The sequence below is a fragment of the Henriciella marina genome (assembly GCF_027213945.1).
Taxonomy (GTDB): Bacteria; Pseudomonadota; Alphaproteobacteria; order Caulobacterales; family Hyphomonadaceae; genus Henriciella; species Henriciella marina_A.
This window is the reverse complement of record NZ_JAPWGW010000004.1, coordinates 152,511-176,803: the sequence shown is the minus strand read 5'-3', so window position 1 is coordinate 176,803 and position 24,293 is coordinate 152,511. Positions and strand designations below refer to the sequence as shown.

Annotated in this window: 21 protein-coding genes; 10 read left to right on the top strand and 11 right to left on the bottom strand. The window is 59.7% G+C overall.

Features of this window, described 5'->3' with window-relative positions; all coding sequences use genetic code 11:
- Positions 1-21: 21 nt before the first annotated feature.
- Positions 22-423 (bottom strand): DUF983 domain-containing protein, encoded by a 402-nt coding sequence (locus O4G74_RS12825; protein ID WP_269403008.1) that lies wholly within the window; start codon positions 421-423, stop codon positions 22-24.
- A gap of 66 nt (positions 424-489) precedes the next feature.
- The gene (locus tag O4G74_RS12820) at positions 490-1,284 is read right to left on the bottom strand and encodes a TerC family protein (protein WP_269403007.1); all 795 of its coding nucleotides are present in this window, start codon (positions 1,282-1,284) and stop codon (positions 490-492) included.
- 186 nt (positions 1,285-1,470) lie between these two features.
- On the opposite strand from O4G74_RS12820, the gene O4G74_RS12815 reads away from it, so the two are divergent.
- From O4G74_RS12815 to O4G74_RS12805, 3 genes are all read left to right on the top strand, one after another.
- Positions 1,471-2,148: a nitroreductase gene (locus O4G74_RS12815; protein ID WP_269403006.1), complete on the top strand. Its 678-nt coding sequence runs from the start codon at positions 1,471-1,473 to the stop codon at positions 2,146-2,148.
- A gap of 101 nt (positions 2,149-2,249) precedes the next feature.
- On the top strand, positions 2,250-3,410 hold the full coding sequence (locus O4G74_RS12810; RefSeq protein ID WP_269403005.1) for an HlyD family secretion protein: 1,161 nt from the start codon (positions 2,250-2,252) through the stop codon (positions 3,408-3,410).
- Positions 3,407-5,053, top strand: a complete 1,647-nt coding sequence (locus O4G74_RS12805) for a DHA2 family efflux MFS transporter permease subunit (protein WP_269403004.1) — start codon at positions 3,407-3,409, stop codon at positions 5,051-5,053. The genes O4G74_RS12810 and O4G74_RS12805 overlap by 4 nt, the downstream gene beginning before the upstream one ends.
- A 38-nt stretch (positions 5,054-5,091) precedes the next feature.
- On the opposite strand, the gene O4G74_RS12800 is transcribed toward O4G74_RS12805, so the two are convergent.
- Together O4G74_RS12800 and O4G74_RS12795 are read right to left on the bottom strand one after the other, a co-directional pair.
- Positions 5,092-7,986 (bottom strand): M16 family metallopeptidase, encoded by a 2,895-nt coding sequence (locus O4G74_RS12800; RefSeq protein WP_269403003.1) that lies wholly within the window; start codon positions 7,984-7,986, stop codon positions 5,092-5,094.
- Between the two features lie 117 nt (positions 7,987-8,103).
- Entirely contained in the window at positions 8,104-8,754 is a 651-nt protein-coding gene (locus O4G74_RS12795) for a squalene/phytoene synthase family protein (RefSeq protein WP_269403002.1), read from the bottom strand.
- 62 nt (positions 8,755-8,816) lie between these two features.
- On the opposite strand from O4G74_RS12795, the gene O4G74_RS12790 reads away from it, so the two are divergent.
- Together O4G74_RS12790 and O4G74_RS12785 are read left to right on the top strand one after the other, a co-directional pair.
- Entirely contained in the window at positions 8,817-9,422 is a 606-nt protein-coding gene (locus tag O4G74_RS12790; RefSeq protein ID WP_269403001.1) for a superoxide dismutase, read from the top strand.
- A 216-nt stretch (positions 9,423-9,638) separates the two neighbouring features.
- Positions 9,639-11,180, top strand: a complete 1,542-nt coding sequence (locus tag O4G74_RS12785; protein WP_269403000.1) for a DEAD/DEAH box helicase — start codon at positions 9,639-9,641, stop codon at positions 11,178-11,180.
- Positions 11,181-11,186: 6 nt separating this feature from the next.
- Here the strand turns inward: O4G74_RS12785 and O4G74_RS12780 are convergent, their stop codons facing one another.
- Complete coding sequence (locus O4G74_RS12780) at positions 11,187-12,293, bottom strand: sensor histidine kinase (RefSeq protein ID WP_269402999.1); 1,107 nt, start codon at positions 12,291-12,293, stop codon at positions 11,187-11,189.
- Positions 12,294-12,435: 142 nt separating this feature from the next.
- Entirely contained in the window at positions 12,436-13,869 is a 1,434-nt protein-coding gene (locus tag O4G74_RS12775; protein ID WP_269402998.1) for a coniferyl aldehyde dehydrogenase, read from the bottom strand.
- A gap of 141 nt (positions 13,870-14,010) precedes the next feature.
- On the opposite strand from O4G74_RS12775, the gene O4G74_RS12770 reads away from it, so the two are divergent.
- Positions 14,011-14,799, top strand: coding sequence for an enoyl-CoA hydratase/isomerase (locus O4G74_RS12770; RefSeq protein WP_269402997.1), 789 nt, complete (start codon positions 14,011-14,013; stop codon positions 14,797-14,799).
- Between the two features lie 7 nt (positions 14,800-14,806).
- Here O4G74_RS12770 and O4G74_RS12765 read toward each other — a convergent pair whose 3' ends face one another.
- Genes O4G74_RS12765 through O4G74_RS12755 form a run of 3 tightly spaced genes read right to left on the bottom strand, consistent with a single transcriptional unit; the run spans position 14,807 to position 17,512 of the window.
- Positions 14,807-15,082, bottom strand: coding sequence for a DUF3253 domain-containing protein (locus O4G74_RS12765; protein ID WP_269402996.1), 276 nt, complete (start codon positions 15,080-15,082; stop codon positions 14,807-14,809).
- On the bottom strand, positions 15,079-16,317 hold the full coding sequence (locus O4G74_RS12760; RefSeq protein ID WP_269402995.1) for a serine hydrolase domain-containing protein: 1,239 nt from the start codon (positions 16,315-16,317) through the stop codon (positions 15,079-15,081). The genes O4G74_RS12765 and O4G74_RS12760 overlap by 4 nt, the downstream gene beginning before the upstream one ends.
- 34 nt (positions 16,318-16,351) lie before the next feature.
- The gene (locus O4G74_RS12755) at positions 16,352-17,512 is read right to left on the bottom strand and encodes an acyl-CoA dehydrogenase family protein (RefSeq protein WP_269402994.1); all 1,161 of its coding nucleotides are present in this window, start codon (positions 17,510-17,512) and stop codon (positions 16,352-16,354) included.
- A 134-nt stretch (positions 17,513-17,646) separates the two neighbouring features.
- Here O4G74_RS12755 and O4G74_RS12750 point away from each other — a divergent pair, with 134 nt between their 5' ends.
- Entirely contained in the window at positions 17,647-18,081 is a 435-nt protein-coding gene (locus O4G74_RS12750; protein WP_269402993.1) for a PaaI family thioesterase, read from the top strand.
- Here the strand turns inward: O4G74_RS12750 and O4G74_RS12745 are convergent.
- Together O4G74_RS12745 and O4G74_RS12740 are read right to left on the bottom strand one after the other, a co-directional pair.
- A complete protein-coding gene (locus O4G74_RS12745) occupies positions 18,075-19,247 on the bottom strand; it encodes an acyl-CoA dehydrogenase family protein (protein WP_269402992.1) in 1,173 nt (390 codons plus the stop codon). The genes O4G74_RS12750 and O4G74_RS12745 overlap by 7 nt on opposite strands.
- 73 nt (positions 19,248-19,320) lie before the next feature.
- The gene (locus tag O4G74_RS12740; RefSeq protein WP_269402991.1) at positions 19,321-20,388 is read right to left on the bottom strand and encodes an FAD-dependent oxidoreductase; all 1,068 of its coding nucleotides are present in this window, start codon (positions 20,386-20,388) and stop codon (positions 19,321-19,323) included.
- Positions 20,389-20,523: 135 nt separating this feature from the next.
- Between O4G74_RS12740 and O4G74_RS12735 the strand changes: the two genes are divergently transcribed.
- The 3 genes from O4G74_RS12735 to O4G74_RS12725 are packed head-to-tail and all read left to right on the top strand — an operon-like array spanning position 20,524 to position 24,272.
- Entirely contained in the window at positions 20,524-21,639 is a 1,116-nt protein-coding gene (locus tag O4G74_RS12735; RefSeq protein ID WP_269402990.1) for an extracellular solute-binding protein, read from the top strand.
- 9 nt (positions 21,640-21,648) lie between these two features.
- Entirely contained in the window at positions 21,649-23,271 is a 1,623-nt protein-coding gene (locus O4G74_RS12730; protein ID WP_269402989.1) for an ABC transporter permease, read from the top strand.
- On the top strand, positions 23,268-24,272 hold the full coding sequence (locus O4G74_RS12725; RefSeq protein WP_269402988.1) for an ABC transporter ATP-binding protein: 1,005 nt from the start codon (positions 23,268-23,270) through the stop codon (positions 24,270-24,272). The genes O4G74_RS12730 and O4G74_RS12725 overlap by 4 nt, the downstream gene beginning before the upstream one ends.
- The last annotated feature ends 21 nt before the right edge of the window (positions 24,273-24,293 follow it).

Sequence of the window (24,293 nt, the reverse complement as noted above, 5' to 3'; positions counted from 1 at the left end):
CGGGCTGGCGCGCTGCGCCGCTCAGCCCTTCCAGTTATGCGGCGGCTTTCCGTGTTTGCCCGTACTTTCCCATTGCGCCTCTTCGGCCTTGTTCGAAAGCTGCAGGTTGAAGAGCACGCCCTTGAACATGGGCAGCAAGGCTAGCGCCGTCCCGACCATGGCGCTGAGCAGGACTACAAAACCGAAAATTTTCAGCCAGAGCGCCATCTCCACCATTGGCAGGATGAAGTAGAATGGCGCGAAGACGATCATCACCAGGAAGCCGACAAAAAAGGCCGGGCCGTCGGCTGTGTCGGCCGAGCGGAAGTCCTGGCCGCAGGCCTCACACTCGTCGCGGAAGACGAGATAACGGCCGAATAGCCTGCCTTCGCCGCAATTCGGGCAGCGTTGCTTGATACCGCGCTTGATCGGATCGTTTATCATGAACCAGATATGCACCCTGCCCGCCCGCGCCGATAGTGCGGCGCGAGCGCACATCAGGCTTGTTACCTAGTGAACGGCTTCTCCCGCGTCTCCGGACTTCCTACGCTTTCGCGCAACGAGGTTCAGGATTTCGACAAAGACCGAGAAGGCCATGGCCGCGTAGATATAGCCCTTGGGGACGTGAACCCCGAAGCCGTCTGCGATCAGCACCATGCCGATCATCAACAGGAATGCCAGCGCGAGCATGACCACTGTCGGATTCTTGTTGATGAACCGTGCCAGCGGTCCAGCAGCAAGCAACATGACCAGGACTGCGATAACCACCGCCACGACCATGATCGGTACCTGATCGGTCATACCGACAGCAGTCAGGATCGAGTCGATCGAGAAGACCATGTCGAGGAGGATGATCTGAACCAGAACACTTGCGAAGCCGACGCTTGCTCGCTTGTCCCCGAAGACGCTGTCGCTCGGCTCCGGGTCGATATGGTGGTGGATCTCAGTCGTCGCTTTCCAGACGAGGAAGAGACCGCCGGATACGAGAATGATGTCGCGCCAGGAGAAAGCGGTTTCAAAGGTAACCTCGCCGTGATCACCCGGAGGGCCGGAAATGCCGAGATCGAATACCGTCGCCGTCAGCCCGACGATCCAGGCAATCGTTGCAAGCAGAGCCAGACGCAAGATGAGTGCGAGGCCGATGCCAATCCGCCGAGCAGCGGGCCGCTGCTTTTCGGGAAGCTTGTTCGTGAGGATCGAGATGAAGACGAGATTGTCGATACCGAGAACGATTTCGAGAACAATCAGGGTGGCAAGCGCCGCCCATGCTTCCGGCGTTGCAAACACTGCAAGATAATCAGCCAATCTCTTTCCCCCTGTCCTGTAGATCGAGTTAGTAATGGCTTGAGCAGGCGCCGGGTTCCAGCCCTGCTTGTCTCAACTGAGAGACTAATTTGATTTTGCCGTTGAACGGGCCTTGGCTACCGCAGCGGCAGCAAACTAGCTTGCGCAGCAGATATGCCCGATTCAGGCACGAGGGAGAGATTGAGGATGGAATACGAACAGGTTGTACGCGAGCGTCGCAGCATCAGGGGCTATCAGAAAAAGCCCGTCCCTAAAGCATTGGTGCGCGAAGTTCTCGAAATCGCGATGCGCGCGCCGACCTCGCTCAATACCCAGCCCTGGAATTTCTACGTCGTGGCCGGTGACGTGCTGGACAAGATCCGCAAGGGCAATGTTGAGCGCAATGTGGCGGGCGTTCCTGATAGCCGCGAGTTTCGTATGGGTCCCGGCTATGAGGGCCCCCACCGCGAGCGCCAGATCGAGATCGCGAAGCAGCTGTTCGCCGTCATGGGCATTGAGCGCCACGACAAGGAAGCGCGCATGGACTGGGTGCTGCGCGGCTTTCGCCAGTTCGACGCGCCGGTGTCCATCGTGGTGACCTATGACAAGTCGATCCAGGGCAGTGATATCGCGCCGTTCGATTGCGGCGGTGTGGTGAACTGTATCGTCAACACGGCCTGGTCGAAGGGGCTTGGCTGCGTGATCAACAGCCAAGGCATCATGCAGAGCCCGGTGGTGCGTGAGCACGCAAAAATCCCGGACGATCAGGTGATCCAGACCTGTATTGCCATGGGCTGGCCGGACGATGAATTTCCGGCAAACTCTGTCGTCTCGAACCGCAAATCCGTCGACGAGGCAGCGACCTTCCTCGGCTTCGAGGACTAGGCCGACGGGCAAGCGAGTTGCCTTCGCGTCACCTCTCGAATAATCGTCAGAACTGGCGTTAGATAGCTTTCAGGGATGGAAACCAGGAAGGCTACACGCTCATGGATGGCGGGGCCGCACACACTGAAACCGGCAAGGCGTCCGGTCTCTCAAGGCGTTGGCCATGGCTGACAGCGCGGCGCGTGAAACTGGCCGTGACTCTGTTGGTCATCGCGTTTGCTGCAATCTTCCTGTTCCGGTTCCTGAGTGAGCGTGCGGGCTATGTAGCGACAGCCGATGCGCGCATCGCCTCCGACATGGTGGCCGTCTCAACCGACATTTCCGGGCGCATTATGAAGCTGGCGGTCAGCAAGGGCGACCGGGTTGCGGCGGGCGACGTGATCTTCGAGATCGACCGGCGCGAGGCAGAGCTGACGCTGGCCCAATATCAGGCTGAAGCTGACCGGCTGCGTGCGGAAATCCAGCGGGAGGAAATGCGCGCAAACCTCTCAACGTCGAAGGCCGGAAGTGAAGTGGCCGCCCGCCGGGCCGGCACACTGTCAGCCAGTGCATCGGTCGCCGCCGCCATGTCTGACTTCGAGACCGCACAGTCCGACTTTGCGCGCACCGAAGACCTGTTCGCCCGTGGGCGGGTGACGCAAGCCGCGCTGGACCGCGCGCAGAATGAACTCGACACCGCGCAGCAGGCGGTGAGGCGCGCCGAAGCAGATGCCGACCGGGCACTCGCAGAACAGCGCACCGCGAGCATTGCGGGGGAGGAAGTCGCCCTTATCGAGTACGACCTTTCAGTCCTTCGCGCGGCCCTTCGCCAGGCAGAGGCACGGGTGGAGGCGCAGGAAGTCGTCGTAGACCAGCACACCATCCGCAGCCCCGTAGACGGCGTGGTGGATGAGCTTTTCTACGATGTCGGCGAGCATTCCCTGCGCGGCTTCCGCATGGCGCTCGTGCACGACCCAAGCGAGGCATGGGTGTCGGCCAATATCAAGGAAACCGAGATCCGGCACGTCCAGCCCGGCGCGCCCGTGGCCGTGAAGATCGACAGCTATCCGGGCCGTGAGTTTGATGGCCGCGTGACGGCAATAAATGATTCGACACTGGCTGAAGCGGCCCTGATGCCGAACCCGAACGCCAATGGCGTCTTCACCAAGATCACCCAACGCATTTCAGTCAGAATTGACCTTGAGGCGGGCGACCTGCCGCTGCGGCCCGGTACGATGGCGACGGTGCGGATCGAGAAAACTGAAGCCGGGGATGCGGGGTGAGCGTCACATCAGGAACGCCGCGGCCGGGCAAATTTCGCGCGCCGCTGCCCCTGCCTGCCGACATTCCGCCTCTCGCCAATAGCGCGATCCGCGAACGGTTTGCCCAGTTCGGCGCGTCGTACCGGTGGCTCCTGCTCTTCTCCATGTTGATCGGATCAATGTCGACGCTGCTGGCGGCGACGACAATCAATGTTGCCCTGCCCGCCATTATCGGTGCCTTTGGCCTTGGACAGGATCAGGCGCAATGGATGTCGACGGCGTTTCTTGCCTCCTCCACGATCGCCATGCTCGCCAATGCATGGGCGATGTCCGCATACGGACCGCGCGCCACCTATATATTCGGCATGCTGATGTTCGTCGCAGGGTCGCTGCTGGGCGCCGTCAGCAATACACTCGCCCTGCTGATCTTGTCACGGGCGATGCAGGGCATGGCAGCGGGGCTGCTGCAGCCCATGTCGATGTTTCTGATCTTCCAGACTTTTCCTGACAAGCAGCGAGGGACGGCGATCGGCATCTTCTCCATCGGTGTCGTGCTGGCACCTGCCTTTGGCCCCGCGCTGGGCGGCGTCGCCGTGGACCTGTCCAGTTGGCGGCTCGTCTTCGTGGCGACCGTTCCGCTGGCGCTTCTGGCTCTCGCGGCAGCGCCCCTGCTGATGCCCAAGGCAGACCCGGCTCAACAAGCTGAGAAACGTCCGCTCGACTGGCAGGGTCTGATCCTTCTCAGCGTATCGGCGGTGTCCTTCCTGTCCGGCTTTGCGGGCGGCAATCGCGATGGTTGGGATTCGGATATATCCCTCATCAAGTTTGCGGTCGGCTTTATTGCCGGGATCGGCTTCTATTTCTGGGAGCGGCGACACCCCTTCCCTGCCCTGAACCCGAAGATCTTCACCTATCGCCAGTTCTGGTCTGCGGGCCTCGTCATCTCGGCGACCGGCATCGCGATCTACGGATCGACATATATGATCCCGCTCTTTGTCCAGCTGGTGCAGCACTACTCACCCACAGCGGCAGGCGTGATGATGATCCCGGCTGGGCTTGCCATGGTGATCGGGTTTCCGATTGCGGGGCGGCTGACAGACAAGGTGGATGTGCGCTGGCTGCTTGCCTTCGGCATCATCTCGTTCGGGACATCGGCCTTCCTGCTTTCGCATGTGACCGCGCTGACGCCATACTGGACGCTGGTCTTCTGGATCGTGCTCAGCCGGGTCGGGATCAGTTTCTGCATGCCGCCGGCCAATACGACAGCTGTGCGCGCCGTGCCGCCGCCGCTGCTAGCATCCGCGACGGGCGGCGCATCCTTCCTGATGCAGATTGGCGGCGCATTTGGCGTCAATCTGCTGGCCATCCTGCTGCAGAGACGGCTCATCTTTCATGGCGAGCACCTGGCCTCCGGCGTCAACGAAGCGAACGCGCAGCTCTCCTACACGCATGTCCAGATCGCCCGCGAACTGGAGCGGAGCGGCATGCCGCAGCTGCCGGCCTTCCAGTCGGCATTCGGTGAGCTTGGACGCCAGATATCCAGTGAGGCAGCTGTCTACGCTTTTCGCGACTGCTTCCTCGTTATCGGCATATGGTTCGTCATCGTGCTTGGCTTTCTGGCCCTGATGCCGAAGCCGAAGCTGGACCCGTCGCAGGGTAGGTAGGCGCGCCGGTTGGCGTATCGCAACCGGCGCCTCCTCGCTTAATCCGCGTCAGCGCTCGCTTCGACCGGATTGCCGTGAATGTCGAGGACAGTGACATCCCCGCCCGCAAACTCGGTGACCGATACGAGCTGCGTTTCGGCATCACCAACTATGACCCACGTCATCTGAGGTTCTGCAATATATTCGCTGATCACGCGTTGATACTCTTCCAGTGGCATGGAGAGGAGCGCCTGTTGTTCCTGTTCGACGAAGTCGACCGGGCGGTCGAACTCGCTGATCTCATGCAGGATGCCGAGCTTTGCGCTCAGGCTTTCGAAGGCGCGCGTATTGGCTTTCACGACTTTTTGGCGCGTCAGCTCCACCGCGTCATCGTCAAAGCTCGGGCCGTAATCCTGCAGCATCTGACGAATAACATTGAGCGACGCGCCCGTGGCGTTGGCCCGCACGCTGGTGCCGATCCTGAAGGTCTGCGGCTCGGTGCCTTCGCTGAGATAGGAATAGGCGCCGTAGGTATAGCCTTTCTCGATCCGCAGGACCTGGGCAAGGTCACCGCTGATCCCGCCGCCGAGTTTCTCATTAGCGAAGTTGATCTGCTTATAATCGGGATCGGTCGTCGGGACGATCAGTTTACCGATATTCAGTACGCTTTGCTTTGAGCCTGGCACGTCGATGAAGTAGACTTGGCCCTGATCGTCCTGCTCGGCGACGTCATACTCCGAGCGCACAATGCCTTCCTCCGAAAGCAGTGCTGTGACGCCAGTAAACGCTTCTTCTGCGCGCGCCTGAGAGACATCTCCAGCGAAATGCATGCGGACATCACTGGCCAGCATCAGATCGAAATAGGATTTGAGGTCGGCGAGCTCGATTGCACTGACACTCTCTTCCGTTCCGATGCTGAAACGGCCCTGCGGATGATCCGCACCATAGATCAGCTGAGCGAACGCGCCAGCGGCGATGTATTGCGGATTGGCCTGTCGGTCGCGAATGGTTGTGAGCGCGGCTGATTTCTCGCGTTCAAAGTCGTCCTCATCCCAGCGCGGGGCGGAGATCATCTCCTCAATGAGTGCGACCGTCTCTTCGAAATTGCGGGCGAGTGAGGTGGCGCTGATAGTGACGCTAGTGGCGTCAGCGCGGACGCTGACACCGGAACCGAGAAGGCCGATGGCCTGCTCGAACTCAGCCGGCGTTTTCGTCGCCGTCCCCTCGTTTAACATAGCCGCCACCAGGTTGGCGGTCCCGACCTTGTCCTGCGGGTCGAGCCAGGAGCCGGCGTCGAAGATGATGTCGAAGGAGACCAGTGGCAGCTCATCATTCTCGATGCCGTAGAGCTCTGCGCCCTCGCCCAGCGATGCCTGCCAGACTTCGGGCATTTCGATCAGGGGGAGGTCTCCGAATGACGGCTCGGAGCGGTCGTACTGGCTCGGGGTCTTCTCATATTCCGCTTCTTCGCCCTGCGAGACTTCCTCGCTGGCGACGTCTGCGCGGACATCCTCAATCCAGACCTCGGCCTGCTCTGCGCCCTCCAGCGCAAGCGCGGCTCCGCCCTGCGGCACGAAGCTGGTGATGATGGAGGGCTTGTCCTTGATGTATGTCTCATAGACGCGCATCATGTCTTCAGCCGTCACGGCCCGCAGCAGTTCGGCCGTGCGGATGGAGTTCGCCGGGTCGCCCGCGAATTCATTATCGGTGGCGAGCTGGTTTGCCTTGCCGAGCACGGTCGAAAGCTCATTATACAGAATTGTTTCCTGCTCAGCCTTGATACGCTGGAGGTCAAGCATGTTGACGCCATTTTCCTCGAAGTCGGCGAGCGCGGCGTCGACTGCCAATTTGACGGCATCAAGGTCAGTTCCTGATTTTGCACGTACACGGAACACAAACTCGCCGGCGAGTTCCATGCTGTTATTGTAGGCCGAGACATCCGGGGCGAGTGCCTGCTCCTCGACGATTTCGCGGTAGAGCGGCGAATTCTTCGTTCCCGCGATCAGGCGAGCGAGCACGTTGAGCGCCTGCTCATTCTCCTCATAGGAGGCAACCGTCGGGAAGGTCAGCCTAAGTTCCGGCAGGGTCGCGAAGTTATCCTCAAACCATAGGGAACGCGTCTCGTCGAGCGAGACCGGCATCGGTGCGAGAGTTTCGACGTCAGGCCCGCGGCGGATTTCGCCGAACCAGCGCTGGACGTTCTCTTTCATTTCTTCGATATCGATGTCGCCGACAATGGCGAGCGTCGCATTCCCTGCCCCGTAATATTCGGTGTAGAATTCTTTCAGGTCGTCGAGCGTCGCAGCCTGGAGATCCGGCAGCTGACCGATGACTGTCCAGCTGTATGGGTGGCCCTCCGGGTAAAGCGCTTTGCGGATGACTTCCTGCGTGTAGCCATAAGGCTGGTTATCGACCCGTTCGCGCTTCTCATTCTTGACGACCTGCTTCTCACGCTCGAGCGCAGCTTCGGTCACCGTATTGATCATGTAGCCGAGACGATCTGAGTCAATCCAGAGGATCTTGTCGACGGCGTCCTTGGGGACGACTTCATAATAGATCGTGCCGTCAGACCAGGTGCCGCCATTACGGCTGCCGCCCCAATCAGGGATGGCCTTGCGGTTCCAGCCGCGCGGAACGTTTTCAGAATCATTGAACGCCATATGCTCGAAGAAGTGCGCAAAGCCGGTGCGACCCGGGCGCTCACGGTTCGAGCCGACATGGACGACGGTCGAGAAGGCGACGATCGGGTCCGACCTGTCGACTTGCAGGATGACTTCGAGGCCGTTTTCCAGCGTGAATTTCTCAAATTCGATTTCAAACTCAGGCGCGGCGGCGACTTCCTCTGCGACGCTGCTCTGCGCCTCGGCAGGTCCGGCTTGCTGCGCGACGACGGTCGCAGGTGCGATAGCCAGAGTGAGAATAGTTGCAAGCGCTGTACAGGCCCTGAGCTTCATGACGTGTCCTTTGATCGAGTTTGATGCGCCAGACTGTGCGGCGCGTGGCCGAAGAAGGGCCGATCAAAGGACTGTAGCTTTATTGATTTTCGATGTCACGCGTCGAGCTGGCGCCCGTCACACTTTTCCCGACAGCACAGCCTTGAAAACGCTCAGCCGTTTCGAAAGCGGCCCGGGAGAAGCCTTACGTGCATAGAGGTGGCGCAGGCGCAAATGTGCAAGAGCTGGCAGCGTATCAGATGGAAGTCGAAGGATATGCCCCCGTTCAACCGGCGGTTCCCCTCTTCGTCCGGCGGCAAACTCCGATACCAGCCCATCAATTTCCGGATTGAGGTCTACCGACGGCGCGACAATTCTAACCGCAGCGCCTGCAATTGCGGCTTCAGGCTCAAGCGTGCGGACTTTCTGCTCGAAGGCCGTTTCATATCCAACAATGATCGACACGAGGTCAGCCGTGTTCAGGCTGGAGCGATCCAGCATCACTGCGACCACCGACACGACATCATGGGCGCGCGGTGGGCGACCATCTTCCAGTTCAGCCAGCGCATCGCGCCACCACTGAAAGCGAATGGCGCCCAGCGTCGGTTCGGTCACGATCAGCCGTACACGCGCCAGTTCCCAGCAGAACGCATAGAGTGCGATCAGGTCACGACGCACGTCAGCTTGGGCATACCGGGAAGAAAGCCAGCGATCTTCATCGCCTGTCCGCAGTCTTCTATCGATATTCGCCCATATTTCAGGGCCCGGCGGGGTGGAACTAATCGTCATGGCAACCATATCTGTCACCAAACGCCTTTATCAAAGGCAGCAATACAGCAAGGAGTGACCTCATGGCATTTGATCTTCCCCCTCTTCCCTATTCCCGCGACGCCCTTTCCCCGCACGTGTCGGAAGAGACCCTCAACTTCCACTATGGCAAGCACCATCAGGCCTATGTGAACAACCTCAACAAGCTGATCGAAGGCACCGACCACGCCGACGCACCGCTTGAGAAGATCATCACGGACGCTTCCGGCGACAGCTCCAAGGCGGGCCTGTTCAACAATGCCGCTCAGGTCTGGAACCACACCTTCTACTGGCACTCCATGAAGCCAGGCGGTGGCGGTAAGCCGACCGGCGCAATTGCTGACAAGATCAATGAAGACTTCGGCTCCTACGAAAAGTTCGCTGAAGAATTCAAGGCAGCCGGTGGCGGCCAGTTCGGCTCTGGCTGGGCATGGCTGGTTCTGAAGGATGGCAAGCTTGGCATCCGCAAGACGCCAAATGCCGAAACCCCGCTGACCGAAGCCGGCGCGACCCCGCTCCTTACCATGGACGTCTGGGAGCACGCCTACTACCTAGACTATCAGAACTCGCGCCCGAACTATATGGACGCGTTTCTGGAAAACCTGGTCAACTGGGACTTCGTGAACCAGAACCTCGCTGACGCGAGCTAGTCGACGAAAAATCGATGGTATTTGATTGGCCCGTTTCCGTGATGGAGGCGGGCCAATTCTTTTGGGCGACATGCAGACCCTTTCGCACCTGCGGAAATTCGGCTATTGCGGCGCCATATGTTCTTCCGGGCATGGAAAAGCGCCCGGTACATAGCTGTCATACGGACGGCTCTCACCCCGAGCGTAATTCAATCCATCCCTGGAAAAGAGACAAATTTGACTGACACCCAGAACGACACCCCGAAAACAACTTTCGCCGCCCTTGGTCTTGGCCCAAAAATCCTGCAAGCCATTGAAGAGGCTGGCTATGACACGCCAACCCCGATTCAGGCGAAAGCCATTCCGCAGATCATTCTCGGCGGTGACGTAACCGGCATCGCACAGACCGGTACCGGCAAGACTGCGGCCTTCGTCCTTCCAATGATCCACCGGCTGGAGCGCGGGCGCGCACGGGCACGCATGCCGCGCACGCTGATCCTGGCGCCGACGCGCGAACTGGCCGCCCAAGTCGCAGAGAATTTCGAGAAGTATGGCAAGAACCTGAAGCTTGAGATGGCGCTGCTGATCGGCGGCGTGTCGTTCAAGGAACAGGAAATGAAGCTGATGCGCGGCGTCGATGTTCTGATCGCAACGCCCGGTCGCCTCATCGACCAGTTCGAGCGTGGCAAGATCCTGCTCACTGGCGTCGAAGTTCTCGTCATCGATGAAGCTGACCGTATGCTCGACATGGGCTTCATCCCGGACATCGAGAAAATCTGCGCGCTCTTGCCGCCGCGTCGCCAGACGCTCCTTTTCTCGGCGACCATGCCGCCTGAAATCAACAAGCTCGCCCAACGTTTCCAGAAAGACCCGATGAAGGTGGAAGTTGCGCGTCAGGCCCAGACGGCAGAGACGATCACGCAATACGTGGTGAAGCTCTCGCGTAATGATGACAAGGCAAAGCGCACGGCCCTGCGCCGCATTATCGAGGCGCGCGATGTGAAAAACGGCATCGTGTTCTGTAACCGCAAGCGCAATGTCGACATCGTAACGAAGTCTCTGAACAAGCACGGCTTCGATGCAGCCGCTATTCATGGCGACCTGCCACAAGCTTACCGGACCCAGACGCTGGACCGTTTCCGCGATGGTGATCTCAAGCTGCTTGTCGCTTCGGACGTTGCCGCACGCGGTCTCGACGTGCCGGCCGTCAGCCACGTCTTCAATTACGCGCCCCCTCCGAAAGATGAGGATTATGTGCACCGCATCGGTCGCACCGGCCGCGCCGGCCGCGAGGGCGAAAGCGTGACGATCGTGACGCCAGAGGATGAGCAGTCCTGGGAAGGCGTGCTGAAACTTATCGATCAGGAGGTCAAAGTTCTCGAACTGCCTGGTCTGGACGAAGAAATCGAAAATCTGCCTGAAGATGCGGGCGGCCGCAGCCGCGCTCGCGGACGTGGCAGAAGCCGCGATGGAAGCAGTGGACGTGGCGGCCGTAGCAGCGGTGGTCGCGGGCGTTCGCGCGGCGGCGACAAGTCGCAAGCCGAAGAGGCAGCGCCTGAGAAGCAGGAAGCCAAGAGCGATGCCGCGCCGGTAAAGAAAAGCGCACCGAAAGAAGAGCGCAAGGATGAGCGCCCAGTAAAGGAAGCCAAGCCGCGCAATTCGCGGTCATCGTCGCGCGGCGGCCGTTCGAACAAGACGGACAAGTCGGACAAGCTGCAACCCGCGTCCGACGGCGTGCGCGGCTTCGGCAACGATGTTCCGGATTTCCTGAAGCGCTAGACCGGCCTAAGCGAGGCGGTTTTTCTGCCAGTGATCGAGGGGATCGTTCTGCGGTGAGGCTGGCAGCCCTAGTGCGGAGCGCTTCCCCTCTTCGGCCCGCGCGAAACTGATTGTAAATCTAGTGCCAAGCGGTCCTGTTTCCCGCTCGACTGTTGCGTCGAGGCTATGGGTCAGGCTGCTCACGATCATGGTGCCGATACCATTGCGGCTATCGGGGTCTGTATCCTCCATGCCGATCCCGTCATCTTCCACGCTGACGAGCACGCGGTCGTCATCGCAGCATTCCATGACAAGGTTGATCCGCCCGGCAGCCCGGCCCTGGAACGCGTACTTGCAGGCATTGATCAAAAGCTCGGTAACAGCAAGACAAAGCGAAACTGCCTGGCTGACTGCAAGGATGACAACGCCTTTCTTGCGCGTTTTGAGGACAATGTTCTGCTGGGCCGAAAAGGTTTCGACAATCTGCTTGCAGAGATCTGGCAGAAGAAAGGAGCAATCCACCCAGTCATGAGTGCCGAGCTCGTACAGGCTGCGATGGGTTGCGGTGATGACGTCAATACGCCGGCGCGCGGCATCCAGAGCATCGCGTGCGTCAGGATCCTCCAGGGTGCGCATATGCATGGTGACCAGTGAGGAGACGACCTGAAGGCTGTTTCTCACGCGGTGATTGACCTCGTAAAGCAGCGTTTCCTTCACCTCCAGCGCTTCCTTGAGCTTGTGCTCGGCATGATAACGCGCCGTCTCGTCTCGCATTGTCAGAACGGACGCAACCTGATTGCCATCCTTGCCAAAGATCGGCTGGGCTGTACCAACGGCAATGACAATCGAGCCGTCAGGCCTGCGAACTTTCCATGGCGCATCTACGACCACGCGCGCCTCCTTAACCGCGAGGCTAAGAGGAAGCTTTTCAGGCGGATAGGGGTCCTCATCGAGCGTAAGCAGCGCGTAGCTGTCACTATAGTCGTCCGGAGAGACATCAAGTTCGCTGCGACCGTGAATTATTTCGGCTGCGCGGTTGACCAGAACGATCTTGCCGTCCTTGTCGGCGAGGATGATGCCCTCCCCGAGCTGATCAAGAACGGCGAGCCGGATTTTCTCTCGATTGTGCTCCAAGCGCCGGGATCCTTTTGCAAGTTCCGTGAAATAGAACAGCTTCCGGCACAAATGGAATAGCGAAACTACCTGAGCGCGCAAAAACAGGCCGGAATCCCTCATCCGGCCTATCTGAGCTTAATGTCAGGCCGTGGCGGCCAGGCTATTTCTTGAGACGTCCGGCGACCAGCTTGCGGTACTTTTCGCCATATGGCGGCCGTGCGATCGCCATCAGGTCGGGCCCGACCTGCGTGTAGACCGACTTGCGGTGGCTGAACTCACGGAAACCATCGACGCCATGATAGCTGCCCATGCCGGAGGGACCGACGCCGCCAAATGGAAGGTCTTCCTGAGCGACGTGGAAGATGACGTCATTTACCGTGACGCCACCTGATGTCGTGTTGTTCAGCACATGCTCACGTTCATCTGCGTCCTGACCGAAATAGTAGAGACCGAGTGGGCGCGGATGGGCATTGATGTAATCGACCGCTTCCTGGGTTGAGCCATAGGTCTTGATCGGCAGGATCGGCCCGAAGATTTCATCCTGCATGACCTTCATGTCGTCGGTTGGATCGACGATGATGGTCGGCGGAATCTTGTGATATGGCTGCTGGGTGAGGTCTTCCTGCTTGGGGTTGAGGTTGACGACTTCAGCGCCTTTGGAGCGCGCATCCTCAATATAGCCATTCAAGCGCTCAAAATGGCGCTGGTTTACGACCGACGTGTAGTCGTCATTGTCCTTGATGCCCGACGGGAACATGCTTTCGACCGAAGCGCTGGCCGCTTTGATGAAGTCTTGCGTCTTGTTCTTCGGCACAAAGGCATAGTCTGGCGCAAGGCAGATCTGCCCCGCGTTCAGCGTCTTGCCTGCCATGATCCGCTTGGCAGCCTTTTCGAGGTCAGCAGATTCGCCGAGAATGACGGGCGACTTGCCGCCCAACTCCAGCGTCAGCGGCACGAGATTGTCCGCAGCAGCCCGCATGACGTGGTAGGCGATGGAGGTCGCGCCAGTGAAGAGGAGATGGTCGAAAGCGAGCTTCGAGAAAGCGGCGCCAACATCCGGCCCACCAGTCACGACTGCAACTTCTTCTTCGGAGTAGTACTCAGCGAAGAGCTGTTTCATCAGTTCGGACGTGCGCTCGGTAAATTCCGACGGTTTGATCATTGTGCGGTTGCCAGCGGCGAAGACGCCAGCGAGCGGCGTGAATGTCAGGTTCACCGGGAAATTCCACGGGCTGATCACGCCGATCACGCCTTTTGGCTGATACTGGATGCGGGCTTTGGCGCCGAACAGGCCGAGGGGGAAGTCGGTCGAGCGCTTCTCGGGCTTCATCCAGGTTTTGACGTGCTTTTTCGCGTGCTTCAGCGCGCCTATGGAGCCCGCAATATCAGTGAAGTTCGACTGGTCGACCGAACGGTGGCCGAAGTCTTCGCGCATCGCCTCATTCAGCTTGTCGCCATGGGTCGCGAGAAGGTCGATCGACCGGTCGAGCCAGTCGATACGCTTTTCGAGCGAAGGGATACCATCGCGCAGGTGCGCGGCTTTCTGTTTTGCGAGGATCGTACCGAGTTCGCCTGCGCCGCCTTCAAGAGCCATGATTTCCTCCTAACCCAAGTGATTTGAATACAGTGTACCGGAAGTGGCGACCTTTCCAAAGATTGCCCCGGCGTCACGGTTTTTGCGGCTTTCACAGCGCGCTACAGTCGCCAGCAAATCTCTAGAGGAGGAAGAGTCGCGATGAGCTTTGAGAAGATCACCTACGAGGTCCAGGATGATATCGCGGTCATCGCGTTCAACGACCCGAAGACCATGAATGCTGCCGGCGTCGATACGATCGACGAATTGAGCCTGGCGCTGGAGAAGGCAGGCGATGAGGCACGCTGCACGATCATTACCGGCAATGGCCGCGGCTTTTGCTCAGGGGCGAACCTGTCGGGCAATATGGGCGGCGGAAAGTCCGAGCGAAAGCCCGATGCAGGCCGTGAACTGGACCGCGCTTATAACCCGTTCATCAAGGCAATCCGCACACATCCTCACCCGGTCATCACGGCTGTGAACGGCGCGGCAGCGGGCGTTGGATGCTCCATCGCGCTGGCTGGTGACTTCATTGTGGCGGCCGAGAGCGCCTATTTTCTCCAGGCCTTCCGCCGCATCGGCCTCGTGCCGGATGGTGGCTCTACCTATCTGCTGACCCGCGCCATCGGCCGGGCTCGCGCTATGGAGATGACGCTTTTTGGTGAGAAGATCCCTGCCGCGCAGGCCATGGAATGGGGCCTCGTAAATCGCGTGGTTTCCGACGACAGCCTGCTGGACGAAGCGAAAAAATACGCAAAGCAGCTTGCCGATGGCCCGACCACGGCGCTGGCCTTGATCCGCGATCTGGTCTGGCAGGCCGAAGACAATGACTTCGACAACCAGCTTCAGGCCGAACGTTTTGCACAGCGCACGGCTGGCCGCTCACCGGACTTTGCAGAGGGCGTGAAGGCCTTCCTGGAAAAGCGTCCGGCAGACTTCAAGAAAGTCTAGGCCGCCACTATTCCGTACCCGGAAATCCGAGCCGGTAGACACCCTTGAAGTCATGGGGGTCTACCGGCTTTCCTTTTCTGTAGATCGAGATCTGCCCTGCATCGGCGAGCTTTACCGCTCGCACGCGGATCTCGCCCATGAGTTGCTGCCAGTTCTCATCACGCTTGGCGCGTGCAACTTCTGACGGACAGACGGTTTTGTCTGCGCCGCGTTCATTCACCAGCTCGACGATCAGCTCATCGAGCGAGGCCTTCTGGCGCCGCTTGCGGTCGTCCTCGCTCACCACTCGATGGCTGCGTAGGCAAGCTGCTGGAATTGCGGACGCAAGGGATAGCAGCCTGACGGGATCATCTGGGTCGCCTGAATCGCGATCATTTCTTCTTCATAATCGATCCAGAAGAAGGTGTTGGCGAGACCGCCCCAGCTGAACGTACCGACAGAACCGGGCTGCATGGAATCAGCGACATTGACGATCGTGCTGCCGCCAAGGCCGAAACCGTTCCCTTCCATCCGGGCTTCGGAGAAGGTCTTGTCGCCCATCTGCTTGATTGTGCGATTGTCCGGAAGGTGGTTCATGCGCATGAACTCAACCGTCTTTGGACTGAGCAGCCGGGTGCCGTGCAAAGAGCCGCCGTGGAGCAGCATGAGACAGAACTGGTGATAGTCCCGCAACGTAGACACCAGCCCCCCGCCCGCATTTAGTAGCGGAGGCTGGTGCCGATAGGCGCGCGACGCCTCACCCTTGCCATCGCTTTCGCTGATCTTGCCTGTCTGCGGGTCGCGCGAATAACAGGCCATGAGGCGATGTATCTTCTCTTTCGGTACGAAAAAGTCGGTATCGGCCATGCCGAGCGGCTCGAATATCCGTTCACGGAAGAACTCATCGAGCTTCATTCCCGAGGCCACTTCGACCACGCGGCCGAGCACGTCAGTGGAGTGGCTATAGTTCCAGCGCGTGCCGGGCGAGAAGAGAAGTGGCAGCTTTGCCAGCCTCTTGCACATTTCTTCGAGGCTTTCATCTGGACGCGCAATCTTCTCACGCCGATAGAGAGCATCGACTTCATGCTGCATCAGGAAACCGTAGGTCAGGCCAGATGTGTGCGTGAAGAGATCCCGGATTTCCATGGGACGCAGCGGCTTGCGGGTCTCATAATCATCAATGGTCCCCTTCACCCACATCTCAGTGTCTGCGAATTCCGGGATGTAGTTGTGGACCGGTTGATCGAGACGGATCTTGCTTTCTTCGAACAGCATCATCGCCGCGACCGACGTGATCGGCTTCGTCATCGAATAGATGCGGAAGATGGTGTCGGGGCCAATTGGATCACCGCCACCGAGCTCATCGCGGCCGCGATACGCTTCGTGAACGATCTGACCATTGCGCGAGACCAGCGTCGCCACACAAGGCAACTTGCCGGTATCCAGATAATTGTCTGCGAAAAACTCCGGGATCCGGTTCAGCCGCACTTCGCTCAGGCCAACATCTGATGCCTGGATACCATCTTCATTCACTGACATTGTGTCCGCTTCCTTCTGGCGTTTGTGGCCGACCCTAGAGTTGGTCGGCCTGCGCTGCCCGTTTCAGCTCTCGCGCGATGATGATCTGCTGAATCTGGCTGGTGCCTTCGTACAGACGGAAAATGCGGGCGTCACGGTAAAACCGCTCAATTCCATAATCGGTGATATAGCCAGCCCCGCCAAACACCTGAACGGCCCGGTCCGCTACTTTGCCGTTTGCTTCGGTCGCGAACAGCTTGGCTGACGAAGCGAGTATGGTGACATTCTCACCTGCATCACGCCGGCGTGCCGCATCCATGATCATGCAACGCGCAGCATAGGTTTCAGCCTGGCTGTCAGCGAGCAGTGCCTGGATAAGCTGATGATCAATGATCGGCTTACCGCCCTGAACGCGCTCACTGGCATAGGTCACCATCTCCTTGATCAGGCGTTCGGACATGCCGGTGGCCACGGCTGAGATGTGAAGCCGGCCCTTGTCCAGCACACTCATGGCAACCTTGAAGCCCTCGCCTTCCTCGCCGATCAGGTTCTCGACCGGCACGCGCGCATTCTCAAAGATGACGTCGCAGACATGGGCGCCCTGCTGGCCCATCTTTTTCTCTGGCTGTCCAACGCTGACGCCGGGGGTATTACGTTCAACCACGAACGCCGACACGCCTTTGGGGCCTTTCACGTCTGGCGCGGTGCGCGCCATCACCGTGAACAGATCAGCCTTGTTGGCATTGGTGATATAGCGTTTCGTGCCATTCAGGACGTAGTGATCGCCGTCGCGGATAGCTTTCGTTGTCAGGCTACCAGCGTCGGAACCCGCGCCCGGCTCTGTCAGCGCGAAACTGGAAATGAGGTCGCCCGCCGCGATGCCCGGTAGCCATTTGTCTTTCTGGGCTGGCGTACCAAACAGGACGAGCGCCTGCGAGCCGATACCGATATTGGTGCCCGCAACAGAGCGGAAGGCCGGAGAGGTCCGGCCCAGTTCCAGCGCGACGAGACATTCGGTCTCCATGTCGAGGCCAAGTCCGCCAAATTCTTCAGGTACGGCGAGACCGAACAGGCCAAGCTGCTTCATCTCGTCGACGATTTCCTGCGGTACCTCGTCGGTCTCACCGACCTGGTTTTCCAGAGGAATGCATTTTTCGGTCACGAAACGGCGCACCTGGTCAATCAGCGCCTGACGGATTTCGGCATCAAAAGCCATGTCTCTTCTCCCATTCGGTTTCGGGTCAACATAGGCTTTGGGGGGAGTTCTGTCGAAGGGCAAGGCCCGCGTCGCTTGGCAGCAGGCATCAAGCGCGTTTAGGAGGGGCACAGAAGAAGTTTGCGGAGGAAAAGATGGCGGCTGAAGTAGTGAAGGATGGAGAGTTCAAAGGTTGGTCAACCTGGCGCGAAGAGCCATTCGAGTTTGAAACGGCCGGCCCTTTCTACTTTCGCGTTGATGATCAAGGCCCAGTTGCCGCTTTCCGGGCTGAACGCAAACACATGAATATGGGCGGGGTCGTCCATGGCGGCTGCCTTATGGCTTTCGCCGACTTTTCCCTGTTCGCGATCGCACACGAACATCTGGAAGGCGAGTACGGCGTGACCGTCGCCTTTACGTCCGAATTTCTGTCAGGGCCTGCTGAGGGCGCCTATATCGAAGCACGCGGCGAAGTCCTGCGGTCGGGCCGCAACCTCACCTTCGTGCGCGGCCTGATAACGGGCGACGGCAAGGCCTGCCTGAACTTTTCAGGTACGATCATGCGCCGCCCGATAAGACCGGATCAGTAGCTTTTGGGCAGGCCGAGCACGCGCTCGGCGATGAAATTGAGGATCATCTCGCGGCTGACAGGTGCGATGCGGGCGAGCATGGCTTCGCGCATGTAGCGCTCAACGTGATACTCCTTGGCGTAACCCATGCCGCCATGGCTAAGGACCGCCGTCTCACAGGCCTTGAAGCCGGCTTCGGTGCCAAGCAGCTTGGCGGCGTTTGCTTCGGCGCCGCAGTCAACACCCTGATCGTAGAGGCCGGCCGCTTTATAGGCCAGAAGCTCTGCGGCTTTCAGCTCAGCCCAGCGCTGGGCAAGCGGGTGCTGGATGCCCTGATTCTGGCCGATTGGGCGGCCGAATACGACGCGCTCCTTGGCATAGGTTGTTGCCCGCTCAAGCGCAGCAAAGCCAAGCCCGATCGATTCGACCGCAAACAGTACACGTTCCGGGTTCAGACCTTGGAGGAGGTATTTGAACCCGGCGCCCTCTTCGCCGATCAGATGCTCTTTCGGCACTTCGAGGCCGTCGATGTAAAGCATGTTACATTCGACAGCCTTGCGGCCCATTTTTGGAATAGGCTTAGCGTCAATCTTGCCGCGGTCGAGGTCCGTGTAGAAGAGCGACAGGCCGAGATAAGGCTTGGAGCATTCTTCTTTGGGGGTGGTACGCGCAATGATGAGGATCTTGTCAGCGCGCTGCGCGCCGGTCGTCCAGATCTTACGGCCATTGATCGTGTAGCCGGAATTCGTCCGTTCGGCCTTGGTTTCGAGGCTCGAGGTGTCGAGGCCTGAGTTCGGCTCAGTCACAGCGAAACACATCTTCTCCTGGCCGGAGATGATCTTCGGCAGGTTTTCCTGCTTCTGCTCCGCATTGCCGAACTTTTCGAGCGGCTTGGGGCCGAAGATATTGAGGTGAATGGCAGAAGCGCCGGAATATCCAGCGCCGGAGCGTGTGACCGCCTGCATGACGAGCGCAGCTTCGGTGAGGCCCAGACCTGCCCCACCATATTCTTCCGGGAATGCGACGCCGAGCCAGCCACCTTCTGCCATGGCGTTGCAGAACTCTTCGGGCCAGTCGCCAGTCTCATCCGTTTTGGCCCAGTAATCCTCACCGAACTGGCTGCAGGTCTTCTCGACCGCGTCCTTGATGGCAAGCTGGTCTTCGGTCATTTCGCCTATTGAATGCATATCTCTCTTCCTCCTCGAACCGGCCTGTCTAAACACGCTGCGGTCGTTTGAACCAGTGTCACGCCGTCGCGCCTTATCCGGGCGCCGGTGCGAATACGCTGAAAGCGCTTTCGTAGTTAAGTCCTTCGACCTGATCGGCAATCAGCTTCGCAGTCGCAGGCGCCAGCAAGACGCCGTTCCTGTAATGGGCCGTCGCGATAAACTCCCGGGCAGTTTTCGGCCCGACCAGCGGGCGCTCAACCGGCCCAAGCGGGCGAAAACCTGCCCAATGCTCCAGCCGGTTTGCCGCGGCGAGTTGCGGTAGAATACGCGCCGCTTCCTCATGAAGCAGATCGGCAATAGACGGGTCTATGCCCTTTCCCTTGAAATCAGGCTCCGTCGTCGCGCCAATAATCGTACGGTCCGCCTTTGGTACGATGTATCGCGCGCCGAAACGCAGAACGTTAGCCGGCTGCCCTGGAACTGGGCTCAGAGAAATCGCCTGACCTTTTACTTCGGTCTTCGACCCGGTCTCTGCAGTCCCGCGCGCCCATATGATGGTATCGAAGGTCTTGCCGGTCAGCGCTTCCATCTCATCGTGCGATGAAACGGCGGACGTTATCACCCTGCCTTCTGCCGAAAAGTGACGACGAAGGGCGCCGATGACGCGGCGATTGTCGACCTGCGTATCATCCGGTAATTGAAGACCGCTCATAACTGAGGACGAAAGACCGTGCTGATTCTGAAGCGTCCTGCCCGACAAGCGCTGACAAGCACGGCCAAGGTCGCAAAGCAGATCTGCCAGAGCGTCCAGACGTGCCTGCTCTTCGGTATTCCGGGCGAGTGCGAGCGTCGGCGCGTTGGAGAGCGCGACAGGGCTGCCGGTTTGCAGCTTGATCAGTTTCGCAAAGCCGGACCAAAGCCTGGCACTCTCGAAGCAGAATGCTGCAAACGCGCTATCTACCGGTCCCGATTGCAGCATAAGTTCGTAAGCTGGCGCAATCATGCCGGCCGCGGCCCAGCCGGTCGACATTTCTGCTGGCCGTGGGTCAAACAGAGTGACGTCATGACCGCGCGCAGACAGTTCCAGCGCGCAGCTAAGACCGATCAGGCCTGCACCAGCGACGGCAATTGTCTGCGACGGGACGCGCTTTGAGGTCATATCTGCTTTCTAGGCAAAGCCGCCTGCCCCGCTCAAGCAGAGCGCCGCACAAGAAGCGCGACAGATTGACTTGATCGCGGACTGGCTGACGGCAGCTAGTTGCGATTGGTTCTCATTTGTGTTTTAGCCAAGACCATGAAAACGACGATGAAAACAATTGCGAGCATCAGCTTCACGGCTCTGCTCGTCGCGTGTTCCGATGGCGGCACGGCACCGGCCGCATTGGATGATGGAACGCTGTCTGATGCCGCAGTGGAAAGCGGCGAGACAACTGTGAGCATGGAAGCTGGCAGTAACGGCACGCTGAACATCTATTCCGCCCGTCACTACGATTCCGACAAGCTGATGTACGAAGCGTTTGAAGACCAGACCGGTATTCGCGTGCGCTTCCGCGAGGCTGGCGCCAACCAGCTCCTGGAAACAATGCGCGCAGAGGGCGAGAACAGCCCTGCCGACCTGATTATCGCTTCTGATGCAGGCGCCCTCTGGCGCTTCAAGGATGCCGGGCTCACCCAGCCCCTGCCAGAAGGCGAGTTTGAACAGCATATCCCTGAACGCCTGATCGAACCCGGTCGCCAGTGGGTCGGCCTCGCCCGCCGTATTCGCGGCGTCGCCTATGACCCCGAGCGTATCAGCCCTGATCAGGTCGATGAATGGCAGGACCTTGCTGATCCGTCGCTCGAGGGCGAGATCTGTGTGCGCTCTTCCACCAACATCTACAATCTGTCGCTGATGGCAGAGATGATCGAAAAGTGGGGCGCCGAAGACGCGCAATCCTGGGCTGACGCGGTCGTCGCCAACATGGCACGCACGCCGCAAGGCGGCGATACTGATCAGGTCGAAGCGGTCGCCGCTGGCCTCTGCTCGGTCGCGATCACGAACCATTACTACTGGGTACGTATGACGCAGAGCGGTTCGGATGCGACCCGCGAAGCGGCTGCGGCGACAAAGCTTGCATTTCCAAGCTTTGGCGAGGGCGAAGGCATTCATGTGAACATCACAGGCGTCGCCATGGCCGCTAATGCCCAGAACAATGACGAAGCGATGCAATTCGTCGACTATCTGTTGTCCGCCGATGGCCAGCACCGCCTTGTCGACGAAACAAAGGAAATCCCTGTCATCGAAGATGTGACGTGGCCGCAAGGCCTGGACGCCATTCCTGAATTCGAGGACAGCGACACCCCGCTGGATACGTTTGGTGAGCGCCAGTCCCAAGCCCAGCGCATCTATGACGAGGCTGGCTGGAACTAGCGCCCCGTCATGCAGGCCATCAAGGCATCTTCATTCCATCTGCCGCGACTGAACCCGGTTGCGCTGATCACGCTGGCCGCCGCCAGCTTGATCGGTGCGCCGGTCGCGATCGCGATTTTCACCGGTGTCATTGGCGGCGGCGGGGATGCCTGGCTGCATATCGTTTCAACGCAGCTGCTCGGCTATACGATGACCACGCTGGCAGTCATCGGCCTAACCGCTGCGCTGATCCTGCTGTTTGCCGTGCCGACAGCATGGTTTGTCAGCCTGAACGAATTTCCCGGCCGCGGCTTTTTTGAGTGGGCGCTGATCCTGCCGCTGGCCGCGCCCGGCTATGTGCTTGCCTATGCCTGGGCGGACGCGGCCGATGTTGCGGGGCCGATCCAGTCGGCGCTGCGCGATGTGACGGGTCTTTCAGCACGCGATTACTGGTTCCCGAGTGTCTATTCTATTCCGGGCCTGTCTTTCGTCATGGCAAGCGCCCTGTTTCCATATGCCTATCTGACCGCCCGGGCAGCTTTCTCTAATCTGTCCCTGTGCACGATGGAGGCTGCCCGCAGCCTTGGGGCATCGCCGCGCAGACTGTTCCTCAACGTCGCCCTTCCAGCGGCCCGCCCAGCGATATTTGCAGGACTTGCCTTAGCCCTGATGGAAACAGCCGCCGACTATGGCGCGGCAAGCTATCTAGGCGTGCAGACCTTGAGCGTAGGTATCTTCCGCGCCTGGCACAGCTTTAGTGAGCCAGCCGTTGCGGCGCGCCTTGCCGTCCTGCTCATCCTGATCGCATTCGGCCTGCAGTTCATTGAACGCATGGCCCGCGGACGCGGCGGCATTCAGCAGACGGCGACGCGCTGGCGCACGCCTCGGCGTCAGAAACTCGGCCCGGTCGCGGGCTGGGGGGTCGCGATTGGCTGTACGCTGGTATTGGTGCTGAGCTTCGTTATTCCGGTAAGCCGCCTGATCTGGGTCAGCACGGAAACAGGTCTCGGCCAGGGACAGATCGTCAGACCATTCCTGAACTCTCTTACGCTCGCCCTCGCCGGGTCCGCATTTGCATTTGTCCTGGCGCTGACCATCACGATTGGCGCACGTCAAAATCGCTTTAGCCAGTTCATCGGGCGATTTGCTGCGGGCGCCGGCTATGCAGCGCCCGGTATCGTGCTGGCGCTTGGCGCCTTGTTCATCCTGTCGTGGACAGGCTTTTCCGTCGCCGGGCCGGCCGCGCTGATCTTCCTCGTCTGGATCTATGCAAGCCGCTTTACGGCCGCTGGCGCAGAACCACTGAATGCGGCTTTCTCGCGGGCGCCGGCAAGTCTGGGGAATGCAGCGCGCAGCCTTGGCGCAAGCCGTTTCCAGCGCCTTGTGCGAGTTGATTTGCCAGTCGCCATGTCCGGAGCCTCGGCCGCGGCGATCATACTTTTCGTCGAGACGCTCAAAGAATTGCCCGCAACGCTGATGCTACGCCCATTCAACTGGGACACGCTGGCGGTTCAGGCTTTCGCCTATGCCTCTGATGAGCGCCTCGCAGCGGCGACACTTCCATCGCTTCTCATCACCGCAGCAGGACTTGGCCCTGTTGTTCTCCTGTCATTGCAGCTAACACGTGCCGGTCAATCAAGGGCGGCTGGATGAGCAAGCTTCAACCAATTCATGCGCGCGGCGTTACCCGCCGCTACGATGGCCGTGCCGTCGTGCAAGACGCGTCGCTGACACTTGAGCCCGGGAAGATCACGGCGCTTCTCGGCCAGTCGGGGGCTGGGAAGTCGACCCTGCTGCGCCTGTTTGCTGGTCTTGAGCCGCTCGATGCCGGCGAAATTCTACATGGCGACGTGGCTGTCTCCAGCCTGTCCAAACATGTGCCAGCAGAAGAACGCCAGATCGGCCTGATCTTTCAGGACTTCGCGCTGTTCCCGCACCTGAACGCGATTGACAATGTCGGCTTCGGGCTGGTTCGTCAGAACAAAGACAAGCGACGCGAAACTGCGCGCCACTGGCTGGACCGGCTTGGCCTTTCACACCGCGCCAAAGCCTATCCACATGAATTGTCCGGCGGTGAACAGCAACGCGTGTCCATCGCGCGGGCGCTTGCAGCACAGCCCGTTGCAATCCTCATGGATGAACCATTTTCCGGCCTTGACGTGACCCTGAAATCGGAAGTCCGCCGGACGGCGCTCGCCGCAGTGGCCGAAGCGGGTAGTCCTGCCCTTCTGGTCACCCATGACGCATCAGAAGCCATGCGGGCAGCAGACCGCATAGCCGTGATGTCTGACGGCGTTATCCTGCAGGAAGATACTCCGGAGAAACTCTACCTCGAGCCTGTCAGTATGGCCGTCGCGCGCGCGCTTGGCCCGTTGCGGTCAGTGCGCCGCAATGCCCTGCCCGAGAAGTGGCAGGCAAAGGTCCCACTGGCGGAAACCTATTGCCTTCGCCCCGAAGCGGTACGTCTCGATCCAGCGGGCGACGCAATGCTGGAGGTCGTCGCGGCGCAGCGGACGTCTTCTCTCATAGAGATTGAACTCAAGCTCACTGAGACAGAGACAATTCACGCTCTTGCACTTGGCCCGTTTACGCCGGGCCCCGGAGACAAGCTTGCCGTGTCACTCGCCCCGGAATTTGTCTTCGCCGCCCGGTAGTTCTGCAACTGTCTGACATTT